Raw genomic sequence first — 16621 nt, 5'->3', positions numbered from 1 at the left:
CATGCCAGTAAACAAGCGTTCAAAGTTCCGGGGAACCCGCACATGTGGTGGAGGTACGCACAAAAACCGCCGTGGTGCAGGTAACCGCGGAGGTCGTGGAGCAGCCGGATGGCGTGACCACAACTTTACCCGCTGGTATCTTCTCGGGAAGACCGAGGGAAAACACGGATTTGTCAGTAAGATATCTGTAACATATGAGGTTCTTGATATTGGCGACATCGATCAGATGATTCCTGATCTTGTTGCCCGTGGAATTGCAACCGAAAGTGGAGATGTTATTACTCTCGACGCCGCACAGATTGGTGTGGAGAAGGTTCTCGGCGGAGGCAAGGTTACGCGTAAACTTGCCGTCACTGCTGAAAACTTCTCGGCCAGTGCTGTTGCGAAAATTGAGGCCATGGGCGGAACTGCCCAGACCTCTGAATAATTTTTTGGTGTATAACTCATGGGAGAACTGTTGGATCGAATGGAACCACTGTTGGCTCGTATGCCGTCAGTTAAGCCACCGGAAGGCCACGTTCACTTCAAAAACAAACTGATGTGGACGGCTGCGGTGTTGCTGCTGTATTTTATTTTAACGAACATTCCGGTGTTTGGTCTTTCCGCCACATCAATCGATGTTTTTGAGTATTACCGTGCCCTTTTAGCTGGTGCACAAGGTACTATCCTGCATCTTGGTATCGGACCGATCGTTACCGCGTCAATCGTTTTGCAGTTACTCCGCGGTGCTGATCTGATCAAAATCAACACCTCAGATCAGCGCGGCCAGGTACTCTACATGGGTCTGCAGAAGCTGCTTATCTTCGTCATGATCATTCTGGAAGCTCTGCCGAATGTGCTGGGCGGATGGATGACTGCTGATGCATCTGTTTCAGCATTTTTCGGCGGGAATGCCGGATTTGTGATGCTTTTGATCTTCCTGCAGATCTGTATTGGAGGAGTTCTCGTCATGTTTATGGATGAGGTCGTCTCCAAATGGGGTATCGGTTCCGGTGTCGGCCTTTTTATCGTCGCAGGAGTCGCCCAGGGTCTTATCAACGGATTCTTCAATTGGGAAGCAACGACCGATCAGTTCGCTGTAGGTTTCTTCCCGAGACTGTTCCAGGTCATCGCTGATGGTTCAAACTTTATCGAATACTTTGGTCTTCAGCTCCTGGCTCTCGTAACAACTGTGGGACTGTTCTTCGTGATCGTATACGTTGAATCGACCCGTATTGAGATACCGCTCGCTCATGCAAATGTCCGCGGCGCCAGATCGAGATTCCCGGTAAAACTTGTCTATGCAAGTGTTCTGCCGATGATTCTTGTCCGTGTGCTGCAGGCAAATGTGCAGATGGTCGGTATGTTCCTTTCGAGTATTGGATTTACTGCACTTGGCGAGTATAATGGTTCAACCCCGATTAACGGCCTGATGTGGTTCCTCGCTCCGATCAATCAGCCGCAGGACTGGATGTGGTGGCTCTCTTCGTTCACAGGAACCGGTCATGCCGCATGGGAGGTCATTATCCGTGTGGGTATCGACTGTACTGTGATGATTCTTGGAGGTGCCCTCTTTGCAATCTTCTGGGTCAAGACGGCAGGTCTCGATTCGAAGCATGTCGCACGGCAGATCCAGAACTCAGGTATGCAGATCCCCGGCTACCGGAGGTCTCCGGCCGTTCTTGAACGCTATCTGGACAGATACATTCCCCGTGTAACTGTTATCGGAGGAGTGTTCATCGGTCTTCTGTCTGTTCTTGCGAACATGCTTGGTATCATCGGCTTTGTCGGCGGAACCGGTCTGTTGCTGACTGTCTCGATCATTTACCGTCTGTATGAACAGATCGCTAATGAGCAGATGATGGAGATGTATCCGTTTATGCGGGGCTTCTTCGACAGAGAATAAACCAAAATCCCAAAAATATCTCTTATTTTTCCTATTTCTGATTGCTTGACTCATTTCATCCTGAGATTTTCTTTTCATCTCGGGTAACGTGAAAATACCTTTATTAGCATCAAAACCCAACCTTAAAGATACTATCTCCAAAGGAAGAGAATATCCATGTCAGGCAAAAAAGTAATCATCACCGGAGTTCCAGGCGTTGGAAAAACCACCGTCATCAACTCCGCATTTGACAAAATCACCGCTGAGGGTGTCAAATACCAGAACCTCAACTTCGGCAGTTTCATGTTTGAAGTTGCCCAGGCCGAAGGTCTCGTCGCCGACCGCGATCAGATGCGAAAACTCGACCGGATCTCTCAGAAACGTCTGCAGAAGACCGCTGCTGAAAAGATCGCCGCCATCGACGGAAACGTCATCGTCGACACCCACGCATCCGTCAAGACCCCGAACGGGTATCTTGCCGGTCTTCCCGAGTGGGTCGTCTCGGCGATCATGCCCGATGTCATCGTTCTCGTTGAGACCGACAACGACCAGATCCTCGGCCGCAGACTCTCTGACGAAACCCGTGTCCGCGATCTGGAAGGTTCAAAGTCCATCGCCGAACACCAGGAAATGAACCGTGCCTTCGCCGCTGCATACTCAATGCTCACCGGCTGCACCGTCAAGATCATCACCAATGCAGACTTCCTTTTAGACAAGGCAGTCGATGAACTTGCAGCAACACTGAGGTAACTGGTCATGGACAGAGCCGAGTTCAGCAAGAAATACAGTATGTATATAGCCCTTGCTGTAGTTTTTGGCATGATGCTCCTCTACGGCTGGCAGGAAGCCCGTCAGGTTATCGCAGGTGTTGTGAACATCGTTGTAGGTCCGTTTGCGGCACTTGGTCTGCCGTTCTTTGCCCTTGTTCTGATTCTCGCCACCATCACGGGTTTTTACTCCTCCCTGATTCAGAAATACACCATGGATTACGACAAGATGTATGAGAATCAGGCAAAAATGAAGGAGTTCCAGGCGAAGTTCCGGGAAGCCCAGCTCTCCGGCGATGAAAAACTCATCAAAAAGATGCAGGCACGCCAGCAGGCCATGATGGCCGATCAGATGGAGATGTCCAAAAACCAGTTCAAACCGATGGCCTACATCCTGGTTTTGACGGTCCCGATCTTCTTCTGGCTGATCGAACACATCCCGACAGAAGCGCAGATGCTTGCCGATCCAAGTCTCTCGACCGCGATCGTTATCCCGTTCGCCGGACTTTCCACCTACTTTGTAGTCTATCTCGGCTTCTTCCCGCTGTGGATCCTCTGGTATATGCTCTGTTCCTTAGCCATGTCTCAGATCATCAGAAAAGCCCTGAACATCGGGGGAATCTAAGTGAGGATCACGATCAGCGGATCACCCGGATCAGGTACGACAACCCTCGGCCGTTCGATCGCAGAGAAGTACGGATACCGCTATGTTTCAGCAGGAGAAGTGTTCCGGGGTCTTGCAAAAGAACGGAACATGGATATTGCGGCATTTGGCAAAATCGCTGAGAACGATCCTGCGATCGATCTCGAGATCGATGCCAGACAAAAGGAGATCGGCGAGTCATCGGATGATATAATCCTCGAAGGCCGGCTTGCAGGCTGGATGGTCGAGAACGCTGATCTTAAAGTCCTTCTCCGGGCCACGCCCGAATGCCGTTCGACCCGTATCGCGGCACGCGAAGGTCTTACTGAAGAACAGGCATATGAACTGACCGTCGAGCGCGAGGCCTGCGAGGCAGGACGGTATATGGAGTATTATGAGATCGATATCCTCGACTTCTCGCCATATGATCTGATACTGAATTCGGAAACATTCAGTGCAGATGAGTTGTTTGCTGTCGTCGACACTGCTGTTTCTTCGATCCTGAAACGCGCTTAACTCTTCTTCACTCCCTATTTTTGCGAGTATTCAGTTTACAGATCCTGATGTTTCCCTTTTGCCGGCACATCGACATCTGTTTTTGTTCGTGGCCGGTGATAAATGCGGAACTGCCTGGAAATTTTACGCAGAAGACGTAATAACCTGAATTTGACAGTTGGCAAATATACTCTCCCGTCTCTTTCCTTTTTTCTGATTAAGGGGTGCGGGGACGCGACTCCGGCGCGAAGGCGGATCGACGGCATAGCCGGCGATCTTAGCTGAGCAAGGCTTTGCCTTGCGAGTCGGCCCGCGGTGGAAATATCTTATGTTCAAGGCTCACGTTAGCGTTCTGCTTAGCGAATCTTTCGTTGAATAGTCAGAACGGAAGGGATTGGGGGGTATGAGATGTATTTTGAAGGGAAGTGGTTTGGGAGTATGACCATGATCTAATACTTCCCAAATTGGATCAACGCCGCATAACTCCTATCAAAAAAAGAATGAGAGCTCCATCTCAACTTAGAACGATGCGATCAGCGCGGTGATGATCCCTGTAAGGAAGATGCCGTCAAACGTTCCCGCTCCGCCGATCGAAAGCATCGTTGCTCCCTTATCCGAAACATCCTTAAGATGCAGGAGATCAGCGCCGATCAGGGTTCCAAGCGTTCCCGCCACATAGGCGATCCCTGCCGCCGGAAGACCAAAACCGCCGCCAAGGATCAAAGCCGCTGCAAGCGTCACCGCCGGTCCGACAAAAAACGGCGTCGCGATCCCGATCCCCCGTACAGGTTTTGCCGCCAGATACACACAGACCGTCGTGATCGCGAGGGCGGCGATCATCTTCGCCGGATACCAGGGGTCTGATGAGATACTGCCGGATGCTCCCAGCAGGATGATATAGAGAGAGATCAGGATCGGGATCACCGCCCCGCCGAGATTGATGAAGATACGGGTGCTGGAACGTTCCGCATCGCCTGTGTATGGTTCGGGCTCGAACCGGTCGGTCCGATACATCTTATCATACATCGACGGAGCATACTGTCCTGACGGTTTTCTTTTGGCAGGCTCCTCTTTTGGTTTCCGGTCGCGCGGCTTCAGCGTTCCCAGAGGGATATTGATAAAACTCCCGACAATGATCGCGATGATCAAAAGCACGATCATCCAGAACCCAAACCCGAGATTGCCGAGGGCTGCTCCGATCAGTCCGAAAAACAGCAGAGGCAGACCTAGTACGACCACCAGGATCAGGGCCAGCAGAACCCAGATCGAAATCGGGCTGAAGAATACTCTTGACACTGGTATTTTGTTTGTGGGGGCTGATATAAATGCTATCTGGTCGCCCACCAATCGCTATCTTAATATTCTGTGATGTCATATTCATTAAGGTAATTTAGCCCGTTAGTGTAGTGGTCAATCATGGGGGACTCTGGATCCCTCGACAGCAGTTCGAATCTGCTACGGGCTACTTGTTTTTTCATCGTTTCAGTATGACCGGCAACCTCTATCTATCTCAAGGTCCTACTCTATTACATGAAACTTATTCGTGCACCGAATCTTGCACGGGCCCATGAACTTGTTATCCGTTATATCCTGGAAAAAGGTTCTCTGCTGACCACCGAGAACGGCGAGGAAACCGTCGAGACCGATGAGATCTGCATCAGTGTGGACACCCCGCTTGCCTCTCCGATGGTCTCAGCCTCCTCCCGATTCAAGGAAGCATTTCTGGATGAGTATGCCAAAAATCTGATTGAGGGGTCGGATTCGGTGTTTGAGTATGATTATCACGGACGGCTTTTCGACTGGGGCTGCGGTCTTATGCAGAACGGCGAGATCCATCAGGATCAGATCCGCTATATTATCGATAAACTCCGGCAAAGCCCGGTTTCCCGCCGTGCCGTCGCTGTGACCTGGTGTCCCCCGGTCGATGCAAAACTTGCCGACTGTCCCTGCCTTCAGCTGGTTCAGTGCATCGTCAGAGAAGGAAACCTCCATATGAAGATCGTTTTCCGGAGCAACGATATGCTGTCTGCCGCCGGTTCCAATATGTTTGCTCTCGCAAAACTCCAGGAGTACATCGCGGAAAAAATCGGTGTCGGTGTCGGGACATACACGCATATATCACTCGTCCCTCATGTATATTATAAAAGAGATGCCGCCGATATCCCGCCGTTCTGCGAAAAAGGCGCACAGTTCACCCCGCGTGTCGAGGTCTGCCGTGCATGCGGCGTTTGCCAAAAAGCAAAACGCTGACCTTTTTTTTACTCTTCGTCCATAATGCTCCAGAACCCTTCTTTGGGTCCTACGATCAGATGATCGAGCAGTTTGATCCCGAGAAGTTCTCCCGCGGCCTGCATATCCTTGGTGATCTTCAGATCCTGCCTGCTTGGATGGAGGTTCCCGGACGGATGATTATGCACCAGGATCATCGCTGCCGCCCGATCCATGATCGCTCCGGCAAAAACCTCCCGGGGATGGATCTGTGATTCATTGAGAAGACCTTTGGTAATGAGTCTGACCTTCAGTACCTCGTGAGCGCCCGACAATGTAACAGAAACAACGTTTTCCTGCGTGTCATACCGGTACTGGTGAACAAACGGCAGTACATCCTCAGCTTTATGGATGACCGCAAACCGGTGGACCGGGGGAGGAAACCGTCGGGCGAGTTCCAGGGCCGCTATGATCTGGCAGGCCTTCGCCTCTCCCATCCCGTTCACCTCGCAGAGATCGTCAACCATCGTTTCATAGGTCCTGGACATCAGGATCTTTGCGACCTTTTTTCCGATCTGGACTGCGTCACAGCCGGGTATCCCCCTTCCGATGATCGCTGCGACGAGTTCTTCCAGTTCAAGGCTCGCCGGCCCCTTGGCGATCAGTTTTTCGCGGGGTTTATCGATATCTGCGGTGTTCTTCAGACTCATATCTACTTCTCTTTTGGCAAAGAGTATAGATAGTTGTTTCGCAGAATGTCTTGTTCCCAAATCTTTATCCGATTTTCTGAACAATTAATACTGTATGAACACTCAGGACTGTATTGACGCAGCATTTTCCGGCGAATCCCAGGCAAACCGCAAGTATAAATCCTACTCTGAAGCAGCAGCCGACGAAGGATACGATCATGTTGCCAAACTTTTCCGTGCAACTTCGGCAGCGGAAGAGATCCATGCCCGCAGACTTCTGCGTGTCGGCGGATATATCGGCAGCACAGTTGCCAACCTCGAAGCAGGACGTATCGGCGAACTTCACGAGACCAATGAGATGTACCCGGAGTTTGTTGCGATCGCAGAAAAGGAAGACCGGCAGGACGCGGTCATCACCTTCACCCATGCTATGAAAGCCGAGGCGGCACACGCAGCTCTCTATCAGAAGGCACTTGATGCAGTGAAAGCAGGCAAAGACTTTGATGTGAAAACCATCTACCTCTGCCCGGTCTGCGGAAACATCGAGATCAACAAGACCTCCGAGCGCTGCCCGATCTGCGGCATTCCCGGCGCATCATTCAAAGTAGTCGAGTAAATCTGATTTACTCTTTTTTTTCTTTTTGCCCTGAATCTCGCCTCCTTTTCGCCATCATTCTCTATCCCGGATCTTTCAGACGCTGTCAGCTGTTCTTTGGAAAACCGTGCGGTATCTGCATTTTGAAAAAAGTCTCCCCTCCATTATCTTTATCAAATTTCTGGACAAAGTATCATATTATGAACACAGACGACTGTATTCTCAGTGCGTTTTCCGGTGAAGCCCGCGTAAACCGCAAATATAACTCCTTTGCCAAAATAGCGGCCGGCGAAGGATATGATCATGTTGCAAAACTCTTTCGTGCAACCTCAGCGGCGGAAGAGATCCATGCACACCGTCTTCTCAGTATCGGAGGATACCTCGGCACCACGGCCGAAAATATCGAGGCCGGCATAATTGCTGAACTTCGTGCAAGCAATGAAAGTTATCCAAAGTTTATCACGATCGCAGAAAACGAGGATAGACAGGAAGCAGTTGTCACGTTCACGCATGCTATGAAAGCCGAGGCGGCACACGCCGTTCTCTATCGGGAAGCAGCTGATGCAGTAAAAGGAGGCAAAGACTTTGATGCGGAGATCATCTACCTCTGCCCGGTCTGCGGGAACATCGAGATCGACCGGACCCCTGAACGCTGCCCGATCTGCGGCATCCCCGGCTCCTCATTCAAAGCAGTTGAGTAAACCTGGTTTACCCTTTCTCTTTTTTAACCCAGAATTTATTATCCTTTGCCGCCTCTATTCATATAATGAATCTTTCCCGGTATGCAAGAGATCATTTCAGCCTGATACTGATCGCTCTGATATTTCTGGCAATCCTTGCCGTCTCGTGGAACTATATCTTCCTCTTTATCCTTGCATTGTCCGTGGCAGTCGTGATTATGCCGATGCATAGAAAGATGATCAAAAAAATCCCTGCAGGTCTCTCTGCCGGGATTTTGACAACACTCGTTCTCACGGTTATCATCGGCGTCTGTGCGGTCATCGTTGTGGTCATCAGCTCTGACTTTGAGTATTTCATGTCCATTTTCCAAACCATCATCACCTCCGTGACAAATCTTCTCCATCTGACCGACGGCAGCGATTTTTCCCTGCGTGTGGTCGAGGAGGTAAAAACCGTCATCCTCACCCTGTTTCCAAGTTTTGCTCTGAGCGCGGCACAGATGGTCCCTGCCTTCATTATCGATATCATCCTCTTTTACGCTCTGGTCTATCTCTCGATCATCTTTGGCGACCGGGTTTGGGCTGATTTTTGCGGGATCGTTCCGGAGAGTTCGAGGGAAAACGTCTCTTTAATGGCAAAAAAGACCAAGGACATCCTCTTCTCGATCTATATCGTCCATGTCTTCATCGCATTTCTGACATTTTTTTTAGCATACGGCTTTTTCCTGGTGCTCGGCTACGGTCACGAGATCTTCTTTTCCACGATGTGCGCTCTGTTTGCCCTGATCCCGGTCTTAGGTCCGCTGATGGTGATCATCTTTGTCGGCGTCTATGCATTGTGTCTCGGCGATATCCGGGGCGTTCTTCTGACCGCGACGCTTGGCTACTTCCTGACCTGCGTCCTGACCGATCTTATCATCCGTCCCAAACTCACCGGCCAGCGGGTGAAGATCAGACCCATGCTGATGTTCGTCGGATTTTTCGGCGGGGCTATGGCAATGGGACTTCTGGGATTCGTTTTAGGTCCGGTCCTTCTGATCCTCGGGATCACCGGGTATGAGATCTTCATCAAAGAGGCGGGAAAGAAAAAGCCGGGTGATGAAGTATGAAAAAACCCAAGTTTGATGCAAAGCAGTATGCAATGCTCCGTGAATGTTCCGGGGAAAAGGATTTCACCCGCTGGAACGCGTGGTATGCCGTTCATCTGAAAGAGACGATGTATCTGAGAAGTTCGGATGCATACGGCGCCCATCTCGAAGGCGGGGATCTTGCCTACTGGTTTTTGGAAGGTGCCGATCTCAGGTTTGCGAATCTGAGAAATGCCGACCTGTCCTACTCCTATCTGAAGTCAGCCGACCTCTCGTATGCAAATCTTGCCGGTGCAAATCTCTGGCGTGCCTATCTTTCCCGGGCGGTTCTCGACGGCGCCAACCCGGATGCTGCCGTCTATGATTCGGCAGGAAAAATCAAATGCGATCCTGCCCAGGTAGCACGGCTGAAAGCCGGCGTCCCCTCCTGGAACGCGTGGTATGCACACGAGATCGCGAACAAACCGGATGACACCCGGGTCTTTGGCGCGTATCTGGAAGAGGCCTCGTTTGTGGGCCTGGATCTTTCGGGCGTGCATCTCTCCTACGCCCATCTGGAAGGTGCCGATCTCAGGCATGTGAACTTTACGGGAGCTGATCTCACGCACGCCCATCTTGAGGGGGCGGATCTCTGGAAAGCCGATCTTACCGGCGCTGATCTGCGTTTTGCCGAGCTTGGGGGTGCAAACCTCGCCGGATCCGTCAAAGTAAACACCTTGTTTTAAACCGGGCGGCGAAACCATATATAGTTCCAGCAACTGATACGTTAGTATTATGGTAATGGGTTTTAGCGAAAACCTCCAGAATTCAATGGAGTATGCAAACACTGCATTCAAAACATTCGGCAGCTGGTTTGTCCTCATCCTTTTGTACGCGGTGATGTTTGCCGGTACTGTCATGCTGATCCTCGGAATGATTTTCCTGATGGGAAGTCTCATGATGGTTGCCGCGCCGATGATCTCATCGGCGGCCGATCCTGCTATGATGACCGGACCGATGATGACCGATCCGGCATTCGGCATAATCGCTTCGATCTCGGTCTTTTTGTTCATTCTTGGAACGATCGTCACGATCTTTGCCAGCATCTTCATCTACGGATTTATGATGAGGGTCTACCGCGGGGGAGAACTTGCCCTGAACAACTGGGGCAAGATGTTTATCGAGGGTATCCTCGCACTGATCATCCTCTTCATCTACATGATCCCCTACACGGTCGTATCCACGATAACGATGCTTGGTCCGATGGATAATCCGGCCTATCTGATCATCGTTGCGATCATTATCCCGACCATTCTTCTGATCATCTCGATGATGGTTGGAATGATGGGTGTCATAAAATTCGCAAAGGAAGAGAGTTTTGGCGCAGCGTTCCATTTCAAGGAACTTTTCAGCATCATCGCAAGGATCGGGTGGCTCAGATATCTTGGCTACATGATCCTCATCAGTCTTATTGTCAGCGTCGCAGAACTCGTTCTTCTCTGCATCCCGTTCGCCGGCAGTGTTCTGCTCGTTGCAGCCATGCCGTTTATCGTGATCGTCACCGCCCGGTTCTTTGCCAATCTCTATGATTCGGCTATACCGGCAGCTGCCGAATAACTCCCCTCTTTTTTTAATCTCCAGACGTAATGCGGGCTTGCCATACACTGATCTTCCCTTCCCGGACATCAGGTATTATCAGATTTGAAAACACATACGTACAGACACATCTAATAGCAGGTACCAATACATGGAAGAAAAAATACATGAGAAGATCCACTGGGCCGATGCAAAGGCAGCTCAGGTTCCATCCGATGTCCCCCAGCTGATCGCCACCGGTATCACGCCGTCAGGTCCGATCCATCTGGGAAATATGCGGGAGGTCATGACGGGCGATATGATCTACAAAGCCCTCCTCTCACGGGGAGTCGAGGCAGAACTCGTCTATATTGCCGACGACTTCGATCCGCTCAGAAAAGTCTACCCGTTCCTTTCTGACGAATATCAGAAGTATATCGGCTGGCCTGTCAGCGATATCCCGTGTCCCTGCGGAAAACACAAAAGCTATGCAGAGCATTTCCTCGACCCCTTCCTCTCGGCGATCGAAGAGCTCGACATCCACCCCCGTATCATCCGGACAAGTGAAGCCTACCGCTCGGGAATGTTCACCGAGCAGATTAAGCAGGCTCTCATCCATGCTGAAGATATCAAAAAGATCCTTGAAGACGTCTCCGGCAGAAAACTCGAAGAAGGCTGGACCCCGTATTATCCGATCTGTTCATCCTGCGGCACGATTTCCCGTGCGGCGATCCTCTCCCACGATATCGAAAACCATACCGTCACCTACAAATGTCCCTGCGGGCACGAAGGCGTCTCCGACTACTCGAAAGGCGAAGGAAAACTCGTATGGCGTGTCGACTGGCCGATGCGCTGGTCCGTACACGGCGTAACGGTCGAGCCGTTTGGAAAAGACCACGCCTCACCCGGAGGATCCTACGACACCGGAAAGATCATCACGAAAGAGATCTACGGCTACAATGCCCCGGTCCCGGTGACATATGAATGGATCAGCCTGAAAGGAAAAGGCGAGATGCACTCCTCAAAAGGCGTCGTCTTAACGATCCGTGATATGCTCGACATCGTGGCCCCCGAAGTGCTCCGCTACTTGATCGCCAAAACCAAACCCGACAAGACCATCGCTTTTGATCCGGGAATGGGCTTACTCCGATTGATCGACGAGTATGACAAGGCAGCCGCTGCCGGCGAGTCCCGCGAGTTCGAACTCTCCAGGATCGCCTCTCCCCAGACAACGATCCCGTTCCGTCATATGGTGACGGTCGTTCAGATCGCACGGACCGATGATGCCGTTTTCGATATCCTCAGACGCAGCGGATATGAGATCGTCGACAAAGAGGCCGTTCTCGATCAGGCAAGCCGTGCCAAGGTCTGGCTTGAACGGTATGCTCCCGAAGACGCCAAGTTCGCCCTTGCCGAATCCCTGCCGGAAATCGCTGCCGGCGAACGGACCGAGGTCAAAGCAGCCGTCGCTGCATATGCAAAACTGATCATCGGCGCCGAGTGGAAAGCCGATGTTCTCCACAATGCCGTCTATGATGCGGCAGAGGCTGCCGGCGTTACCGGAAAGGATGTCTTTACCGGCATCTACCGGGCTTTCCTCGGCGCTGACAGAGGTCCGCGTCTCGGTTGGTTCCTGGAAGCGCTTGGCCGTGAAGAGACGATGAAACGTCTTCTTGAGATGTCGTTGTAAACATGGCGAAGGACAAACTCCCAAAAAACCTCTCCGACGGCTGCAGACTCTGCTACATCGGGGCAAAGCTGGTTCTTTTCATCACCGGAAGATGTGATAGGACCTGCTGGTACTGCCCTCTTTCGGAAGAGCGCAAGGATCTCGACGTGATCTATGCAAACGATCAGAAGATCACGACCCCGGAAGAAGCGATCGCCGAAGGAGAAATGATGGACGCTCTCGGGACCGGTGTCACGGGAGGGGAACCTCTGATGGAGATCGAACGTGTCGTTGAGTTCTGCTCAGCGCTGAAAAAACACTTCGGCAAAGATCACCAGATCCATATGTACACCGGCCGGGCGCCGACCGAAGAGGAGCTCGCTGCCCTCGTCGGCTGTGTCGATGAGATCAGAATGCATCCTCCTCACGAGATCTGGAAGGATATCCTGACCTCGCCATACGTTCAGTCGATCGCCGATGCGAAGAAGATGGGATTTCTGGTAGGGTTCGAGGTGCCTTCCCTGCCGGGTCTCCGGCATTTCTTTCCGCTGCTCGACTCAGTTGACTTTTTCAACATCAACCAGCTTGAATGGGGGGATGCCTGCGCAGACAATATGCGTGAGAGAAAACTCGAAACGGAAAATCCTCTCTGCAATGCGATCAAAGGTTCGACCAAATGGGCCGGTGAGATCAACGGCCACCCGAAAGTCCATTACTGCACGTCCACGTTCAAGGATTCCGTCCAGCTCAGGGAACGGCTCAAGCGTATCGCGATGAACTCTGCCCGGCCGTTTGATATGATCACTGAGGACGGAACCGTGATGTACGGCTCTATGGAAGTGAACGGGGATCTCGAGATGATCATCCCGTATCTTCGTGCCGGAAGTTATTATGAGGAGATGGAGGACGGGACGATCGAACTCGACTGGCAGCAGATGCGAAAGATCCCCCGCAAGTTCGGCGGCGAGCGCAAAATCATCGAGCGGTATCCAAACAACGGGATGATCGTTGAGGTGATCCCCCAGTGAGTCTCCGGTCTTTTGCAGAGAACCTGTATGTTCACAGGCTTATCCGGCAGCTGACCTATGTCCCGACCCATGTAGCGATCATTCAGGACGGAAACCGGAGGTTTGCAAAGGCCCGCGGAAAAGACCCGGCGTTCGGTCACCGGGCCGGGGCCGAGACCACGATGAAAGTTTTCGACTGGATGGAGGAGCTTGGGGTGATCCACACCACATTTTACGCTTTTTCCACAGAGAACTTCAAGCGTTCGCCCGAAGAGGTGAATGAACTGCTGGAACTTTTTATCGAAAAGTTCTCCGAGATGATCCTGGATCAGCGGATCTATGACAAGCAGGTGAACATCACGGTCATCGGCAACCGGTCACTTATCAATGACCGGCTCATGGAGAAGATCCGGGATGTCGAGGAGGCGACGAAGGATCATCACCGCTATTATCTGCATTTTGCCATCGCTTACGGCGGCCGAAACGAGATCCTGGAGACAACGAAGTCGATCGTTGCGAAGGTCCGTGCCGGTGAGCTTTCTCCGGCTGAGATCACGCCGGACTGCGTGACGGAAAGGATGTATCCGGAAGTGGAGATGCCGCCCGTCGATCTGATCATCAGAACGGCGAACGACAAACGGACCTCAAACTTCCTCCCGTGGCTGGCGAACGGAAATGAAGCGGCCGTCTGTTTCTGTGTGCCCCCCTGGCCGGAGTTCCGGTACGTGGATATGGTCCGTGCCCTTCGGACATACGATCAGCGGATGAAAGCCTGATTTTATTTTCTCTTCATTCCTCTGAGAATATTTTTTGCCTCTTCATCCGCCCGGTAGGATTCACATATCTTCTGGATCGATTTGTTATAGGTTCCGTCATCCAGCGAACAGTTCTCCAGATACGCATGCGTGATCTCCGGAAACTTCACATAACAGACGGAAACCGCCCATGCGGCCGCCATTTTTACATAATATCCGTCGTGTGAGATCGTATCCAGCCGTTTCAGTACTGCTGAGATATATTTTTCATCCACGTAATAAGAGAGCAGCATCACGATCCCGAACCGAACGAAAAACTCCCGGTCCGAGTCAAGATACGGCTGGATAAACTTCCAGAACGTCTCCTGATGTTTTTTCGTGATCTTGAGTCCCATCACGACCGAATCACAGACCGACCAGTTGTCTATCTTCGGAATAAAATACGTAAGGGCAGCGGTGATCTCTCCGGGGTCTGCCTTTGCATACCCGATAACAAGTCCCTGGAGCATGATCTCTTCGAATGAGTCATCAGCTGCCTCTTTGAGATATCCTTTCCAGTCTCCCGCGGCGATTTTCTTTGCAAGGTCCCGGAGATCCGGGATCCGAACCCCGATAATGTTGTCCGCTCCCGGAATGAGTCCGCTTGAAAAACTGCGGTATTTCGGGTCTGCAAGCCGTATGAGTTCTGATTTTATATCGAATCTCTCAGCGTGCTTTCGTGACTGCTTCACCTAAGGTTCTCCCTTTTTCGTATGCCGCTTTCAGCACTTCCGGTTTTGTGGTAATATCTTTTATCGTGTCCATATCGTTTTGCAGGAGTTCATCGACGTATCCGGCGTCGATAATCTGACAGAATGCCTTCGCGGTCAGCACCGGTCCGATGAACACATCCGGCGTGTTCATCCCGGAGATGCAGATGAAGAGAGTTTTCCGGATCTTTGCGTGTTCAGGAGTGATGAATGAGTTTTTCCGGTGATATTTCGCCATATAAAACGGCTGACACCGGTCCATGAAGGATTTCAGATGACCCGGTATCCCGTAGGTCATGACAGGCGTTGCGATAATGATCCCGTCGGCCTCTTTAAGCAGAGTAAAATACTTCTCTGCTTCATCCCGGATGACACAGGTCTCTTTTTCCATACAGTGATAGATCTGTCTGCATCCCGAAATATTCGCCTGGACGACATCCACTCTCTCAACACTGCACCCGGCCTCTTCTGCGCCGCGGATCGCTTCGTTTAACAGTTTGTCGGTGTTTCCGCCGAAAACATTGCTGCCGAACAAGGCCACGATCTTTTTCTTCATTGCTGAAGGATATGGCGTGCAATCTATTAAAAGGTGCTTCGATAGATACAATAATTATCTTATGGGACAATATTTCGCTGAAGTTAAATGTCGAACGAAGAGAAAAAAGGCACCTGCGGGTGTCAGGGGCAGATGAAGCAGCTTGAACACAATATCGGACACGTTCCGGTGTTTTTCAAAGAACTCGCGGACACCGATCCGCTGATGCATGAAGCAGTTCTGAAACTGGACAACTACATCTGGTCGGACGGCTCTCTGACGAGAAAACAGAAAAAACTGATTGCGATCGGTATTGCGGCCGCGATGAGAGATGATCATGCTCTGCGTGCCCAGCTCAACGGGGCCAGGATGGTCGGCGTTACGCTGGATGAAGTGGAAGAGGCACTGCGTGTATCCTATATGCTTGCCGGCATGCCGTCCTACGTCCACGGAAAGTACGTGGCAAAATCTGTTTTTAATGAGTGAGGTAACCCTCACCCATTGAATTTATCTGATTTCAGATCGAATCGTAATCAATGATACTTTCACTGCCGCTGTCGATCTCGGCGCTTCTGGTTCTTATCACCTTTTTGTATGCCTGCTGGCAGGACCTGAAGACCCGGACGATTTATGCCGTGACCTGGTATCCGGCGGCGGTCGGCTGCGCTGTGCTGATGATCTGGTTCTGGATCGGGGCATTTTCCGCTCCCTGGGCGGCGTATGTGTTCGCGGCCTCCGTTCTTGTCGCACTCTTGATGGCCGGCTTCACCTATTTCGGCCTTTTCGGGGTGGCGGACGGAAAAGCCATGATCCTTTTGTCACTCGCGGTCCCGATAACCCCGTTCGCTGCATGGATCTTTCCTTCGCTTGCCTTGTCCTCTCTTGTAAACGGTGCGGTTTTTGCATTGATCGTTCCGGCATTTTTTTGTCTGCGGAATATTTTTGCCGGAAACCGGGCGCCGTTCTGGCTTATGTGCTCGGGAAAACCGGTTCCGGGAGATTCTATCACGAAGTATTTCGGTTTTGTCTCCGAGGAGATCACCGAAGTTAACGGGGTCATCTCCCGAAAGTTCTGCCGGCCAAACAGTTCGATCCGTGCTCTGAGGAACCGGTCTGCGATGGCGATCAGGAGTCTGAGGGAGGAGCCGGAAACCTATGCTTCTCAGCTCGAACTGTATGCCAAAGCCGGCAATGTCTGGATCTCGTACGGGCTCCCGTTTATGATCCCGATCACGGTCGGGTATGTGACTGCCCTGTTTGGGTTTTCTCTGACGGATCTGGTTCTCGGGTCTCTGATAATGTACTGACGTGATCCCCGCACCC

Annotated in this window: 20 protein-coding genes and 1 tRNA gene; 17 read left to right on the top strand and 4 right to left on the bottom strand. The window is 51.5% G+C overall.

The features are described 5' to 3' along the window. Position 1 precedes the first annotated feature (1 nt). The 5 genes from H575_RS01310 (at position 2) to cmk (ending at position 3790) form a co-directional block, all read left to right on the top strand. The gene (locus tag H575_RS01310) at positions 2-427 is read left to right on the top strand and encodes an uL15m family ribosomal protein (RefSeq protein ID WP_042696694.1); all 426 of its coding nucleotides are present in this window, start codon (positions 2-4) and stop codon (positions 425-427) included. An 18-nt stretch (positions 428-445) separates the two neighbouring features. Then, positions 446-1885, top strand: coding sequence for a preprotein translocase subunit SecY (gene secY, locus H575_RS01305; RefSeq protein WP_042696692.1), 1440 nt, complete (start codon positions 446-448; stop codon positions 1883-1885). Positions 1886-2041: 156 nt separating this feature from the next. Then, positions 2042-2614: an adenylate kinase gene (locus tag H575_RS01300; RefSeq protein WP_042696690.1), complete on the top strand. Its 573-nt coding sequence runs from the start codon at positions 2042-2044 to the stop codon at positions 2612-2614. Positions 2615-2653: 39 nt separating this feature from the next. After that, positions 2654-3256, top strand: coding sequence for a DUF106 domain-containing protein (locus tag H575_RS01295; protein WP_245241094.1), 603 nt, complete (start codon positions 2654-2656; stop codon positions 3254-3256). Continuing rightward, on the top strand, positions 3257-3790 hold the full coding sequence (gene cmk, locus H575_RS01290) for a (d)CMP kinase (RefSeq protein ID WP_042696686.1): 534 nt from the start codon (positions 3257-3259) through the stop codon (positions 3788-3790). It begins immediately after the preceding gene. A gap of 498 nt (positions 3791-4288) precedes the next feature. On the opposite strand, the gene H575_RS01285 is transcribed toward cmk, so the two are convergent. Continuing rightward, positions 4289-5065: a DUF1614 domain-containing protein gene (locus H575_RS01285; protein WP_042696685.1), complete on the bottom strand. Its 777-nt coding sequence runs from the start codon at positions 5063-5065 to the stop codon at positions 4289-4291. Between the two features lie 96 nt (positions 5066-5161). On the opposite strand from H575_RS01285, the gene H575_RS01280 reads away from it, so the two are divergent. Both H575_RS01280 and H575_RS01275 read left to right on the top strand, forming a co-directional pair. After that, a tRNA-Gln gene (locus tag H575_RS01280) sits at positions 5162-5234 on the top strand. 65 nt (positions 5235-5299) lie between these two features. Next, positions 5300-6019, top strand: coding sequence for a thymidylate synthase (locus H575_RS01275; RefSeq protein WP_042696683.1), 720 nt, complete (start codon positions 5300-5302; stop codon positions 6017-6019). A gap of 8 nt (positions 6020-6027) precedes the next feature. Here H575_RS01275 and H575_RS01270 read toward each other — a convergent pair whose 3' ends face one another. Then, on the bottom strand, positions 6028-6687 hold the full coding sequence (locus H575_RS01270) for a JAB domain-containing protein (protein ID WP_042696681.1): 660 nt from the start codon (positions 6685-6687) through the stop codon (positions 6028-6030). 94 nt (positions 6688-6781) lie between these two features. Between H575_RS01270 and H575_RS01265 the strand changes: the two genes are divergently transcribed. The 8 genes from H575_RS01265 to uppS all read left to right on the top strand — a co-directional run bounded on the left by H575_RS01265 (position 6782) and on the right by uppS (position 14035). Next, positions 6782-7282: a rubrerythrin family protein gene (locus tag H575_RS01265; RefSeq protein WP_042696680.1), complete on the top strand. Its 501-nt coding sequence runs from the start codon at positions 6782-6784 to the stop codon at positions 7280-7282. A 179-nt stretch (positions 7283-7461) separates the two neighbouring features. Then, on the top strand, positions 7462-7962 hold the full coding sequence (locus H575_RS01260; protein WP_042696678.1) for a rubrerythrin family protein: 501 nt from the start codon (positions 7462-7464) through the stop codon (positions 7960-7962). Between the two features lie 65 nt (positions 7963-8027). Continuing rightward, the gene (locus H575_RS08825; RefSeq protein ID WP_052319893.1) at positions 8028-9050 is read left to right on the top strand and encodes an AI-2E family transporter; all 1023 of its coding nucleotides are present in this window, start codon (positions 8028-8030) and stop codon (positions 9048-9050) included. Then, positions 9047-9754: a pentapeptide repeat-containing protein gene (locus tag H575_RS01250; protein ID WP_052319892.1), complete on the top strand. Its 708-nt coding sequence runs from the start codon at positions 9047-9049 to the stop codon at positions 9752-9754. Before H575_RS08825 ends, H575_RS01250 begins: the two co-directional genes overlap by 4 nt. Before the next feature lie 49 nt (positions 9755-9803). Beyond that, positions 9804-10625: a DUF4013 domain-containing protein gene (locus H575_RS01245; protein ID WP_081406605.1), complete on the top strand. Its 822-nt coding sequence runs from the start codon at positions 9804-9806 to the stop codon at positions 10623-10625. A 130-nt stretch (positions 10626-10755) separates the two neighbouring features. Then, the gene (gene lysS / locus H575_RS01240; RefSeq protein WP_042696675.1) at positions 10756-12273 is read left to right on the top strand and encodes a lysine--tRNA ligase; all 1518 of its coding nucleotides are present in this window, start codon (positions 10756-10758) and stop codon (positions 12271-12273) included. A 2-nt stretch (positions 12274-12275) separates the two neighbouring features. Then, a complete protein-coding gene (locus H575_RS01235) occupies positions 12276-13280 on the top strand; it encodes a radical SAM protein (RefSeq protein ID WP_042696673.1) in 1005 nt (334 codons plus the stop codon). Then, entirely contained in the window at positions 13277-14035 is a 759-nt protein-coding gene (uppS, locus tag H575_RS01230; protein ID WP_042696670.1) for a polyprenyl diphosphate synthase, read from the top strand. The genes H575_RS01235 and uppS overlap by 4 nt, the downstream gene beginning before the upstream one ends. Positions 14036-14037: 2 nt before the next feature. On the opposite strand, the gene H575_RS01225 is transcribed toward uppS, so the two are convergent. Together H575_RS01225 and H575_RS01220 are read right to left on the bottom strand one after the other, a co-directional pair. After that, positions 14038-14745: a DNA alkylation repair protein gene (locus H575_RS01225; RefSeq protein ID WP_052319891.1), complete on the bottom strand. Its 708-nt coding sequence runs from the start codon at positions 14743-14745 to the stop codon at positions 14038-14040. After that, positions 14720-15319, bottom strand: coding sequence for a flavodoxin family protein (locus tag H575_RS01220; protein ID WP_042696668.1), 600 nt, complete (start codon positions 15317-15319; stop codon positions 14720-14722). Before H575_RS01220 ends, H575_RS01225 begins: the two co-directional genes overlap by 26 nt. An 87-nt stretch (positions 15320-15406) precedes the next feature. On the opposite strand from H575_RS01220, the gene H575_RS01215 reads away from it, so the two are divergent. Both H575_RS01215 and H575_RS08820 read left to right on the top strand, forming a co-directional pair. Continuing rightward, positions 15407-15784 carry a carboxymuconolactone decarboxylase family protein gene (locus H575_RS01215; protein WP_245241090.1) on the top strand — a complete coding sequence of 126 codons (378 nt, stop codon included), beginning with the start codon at positions 15407-15409 and terminating at the stop codon, positions 15782-15784. Positions 15785-15834: 50 nt separating this feature from the next. Next, positions 15835-16605, top strand: a complete 771-nt coding sequence (locus H575_RS08820) for an A24 family peptidase C-terminal domain-containing protein (RefSeq protein ID WP_052319890.1) — start codon at positions 15835-15837, stop codon at positions 16603-16605. Positions 16606-16621: the final 16 nt, after the last annotated feature.

The sequence above is a fragment of the Methanocorpusculum bavaricum DSM 4179 genome (genome assembly GCF_000430905.1).
GTDB classification, from domain to species: Archaea; Halobacteriota; Methanomicrobia; order Methanomicrobiales; family Methanocorpusculaceae; genus Methanocorpusculum; species Methanocorpusculum parvum.
Note: the sequence above shows the minus strand (reverse complement) of the source record. Positions and strands in the feature narration are given on the sequence as shown.

What these genes read in the sequence shown, in the direction of transcription:
- lysS (WP_042696675.1), top strand. Translation starts at nt 10,756, where the DNA reads ATGGAAGAAAAAATACATGAGAAGATCCACTGGGCCGATGCAAAGGCA.
- H575_RS08825 (WP_052319893.1), top strand. Translation starts at nt 8,028, where the DNA reads ATGAATCTTTCCCGGTATGCAAGAGATCATTTCAGCCTGATACTGATC.
- H575_RS08820 (WP_052319890.1), top strand. Translation starts at nt 15,835, where the DNA reads ATGATACTTTCACTGCCGCTGTCGATCTCGGCGCTTCTGGTTCTTATC.
- H575_RS01295 (WP_245241094.1), top strand. Translation starts at nt 2,654, where the DNA reads ATGTATATAGCCCTTGCTGTAGTTTTTGGCATGATGCTCCTCTACGGC.
- H575_RS01270 (WP_042696681.1), bottom strand. Translation starts at nt 6,687, where the DNA reads ATGAGTCTGAAGAACACCGCAGATATCGATAAACCCCGCGAAAAACTG.
- H575_RS01300 (WP_042696690.1), top strand. Translation starts at nt 2,042, where the DNA reads ATGTCAGGCAAAAAAGTAATCATCACCGGAGTTCCAGGCGTTGGAAAA.
- H575_RS01250 (WP_052319892.1), top strand. Translation starts at nt 9,047, where the DNA reads ATGAAAAAACCCAAGTTTGATGCAAAGCAGTATGCAATGCTCCGTGAA.
- H575_RS01265 (WP_042696680.1), top strand. Translation starts at nt 6,782, where the DNA reads ATGAACACTCAGGACTGTATTGACGCAGCATTTTCCGGCGAATCCCAG.
- H575_RS01235 (WP_042696673.1), top strand. Translation starts at nt 12,276, where the DNA reads ATGGCGAAGGACAAACTCCCAAAAAACCTCTCCGACGGCTGCAGACTC.
- H575_RS01215 (WP_245241090.1), top strand. Translation starts at nt 15,407, where the DNA reads ATGTCGAACGAAGAGAAAAAAGGCACCTGCGGGTGTCAGGGGCAGATG.
- H575_RS01260 (WP_042696678.1), top strand. Translation starts at nt 7,462, where the DNA reads ATGAACACAGACGACTGTATTCTCAGTGCGTTTTCCGGTGAAGCCCGC.
- secY (WP_042696692.1), top strand. Translation starts at nt 446, where the DNA reads ATGGGAGAACTGTTGGATCGAATGGAACCACTGTTGGCTCGTATGCCG.
- H575_RS01275 (WP_042696683.1), top strand. Translation starts at nt 5,300, where the DNA reads ATGAAACTTATTCGTGCACCGAATCTTGCACGGGCCCATGAACTTGTT.
- H575_RS01245 (WP_081406605.1), top strand. Translation starts at nt 9,804, where the DNA reads ATGGTAATGGGTTTTAGCGAAAACCTCCAGAATTCAATGGAGTATGCA.
- H575_RS01220 (WP_042696668.1), bottom strand. Translation starts at nt 15,319, where the DNA reads ATGAAGAAAAAGATCGTGGCCTTGTTCGGCAGCAATGTTTTCGGCGGA.
- H575_RS01310 (WP_042696694.1), top strand. Translation starts at nt 2, where the DNA reads ATGCCAGTAAACAAGCGTTCAAAGTTCCGGGGAACCCGCACATGTGGT.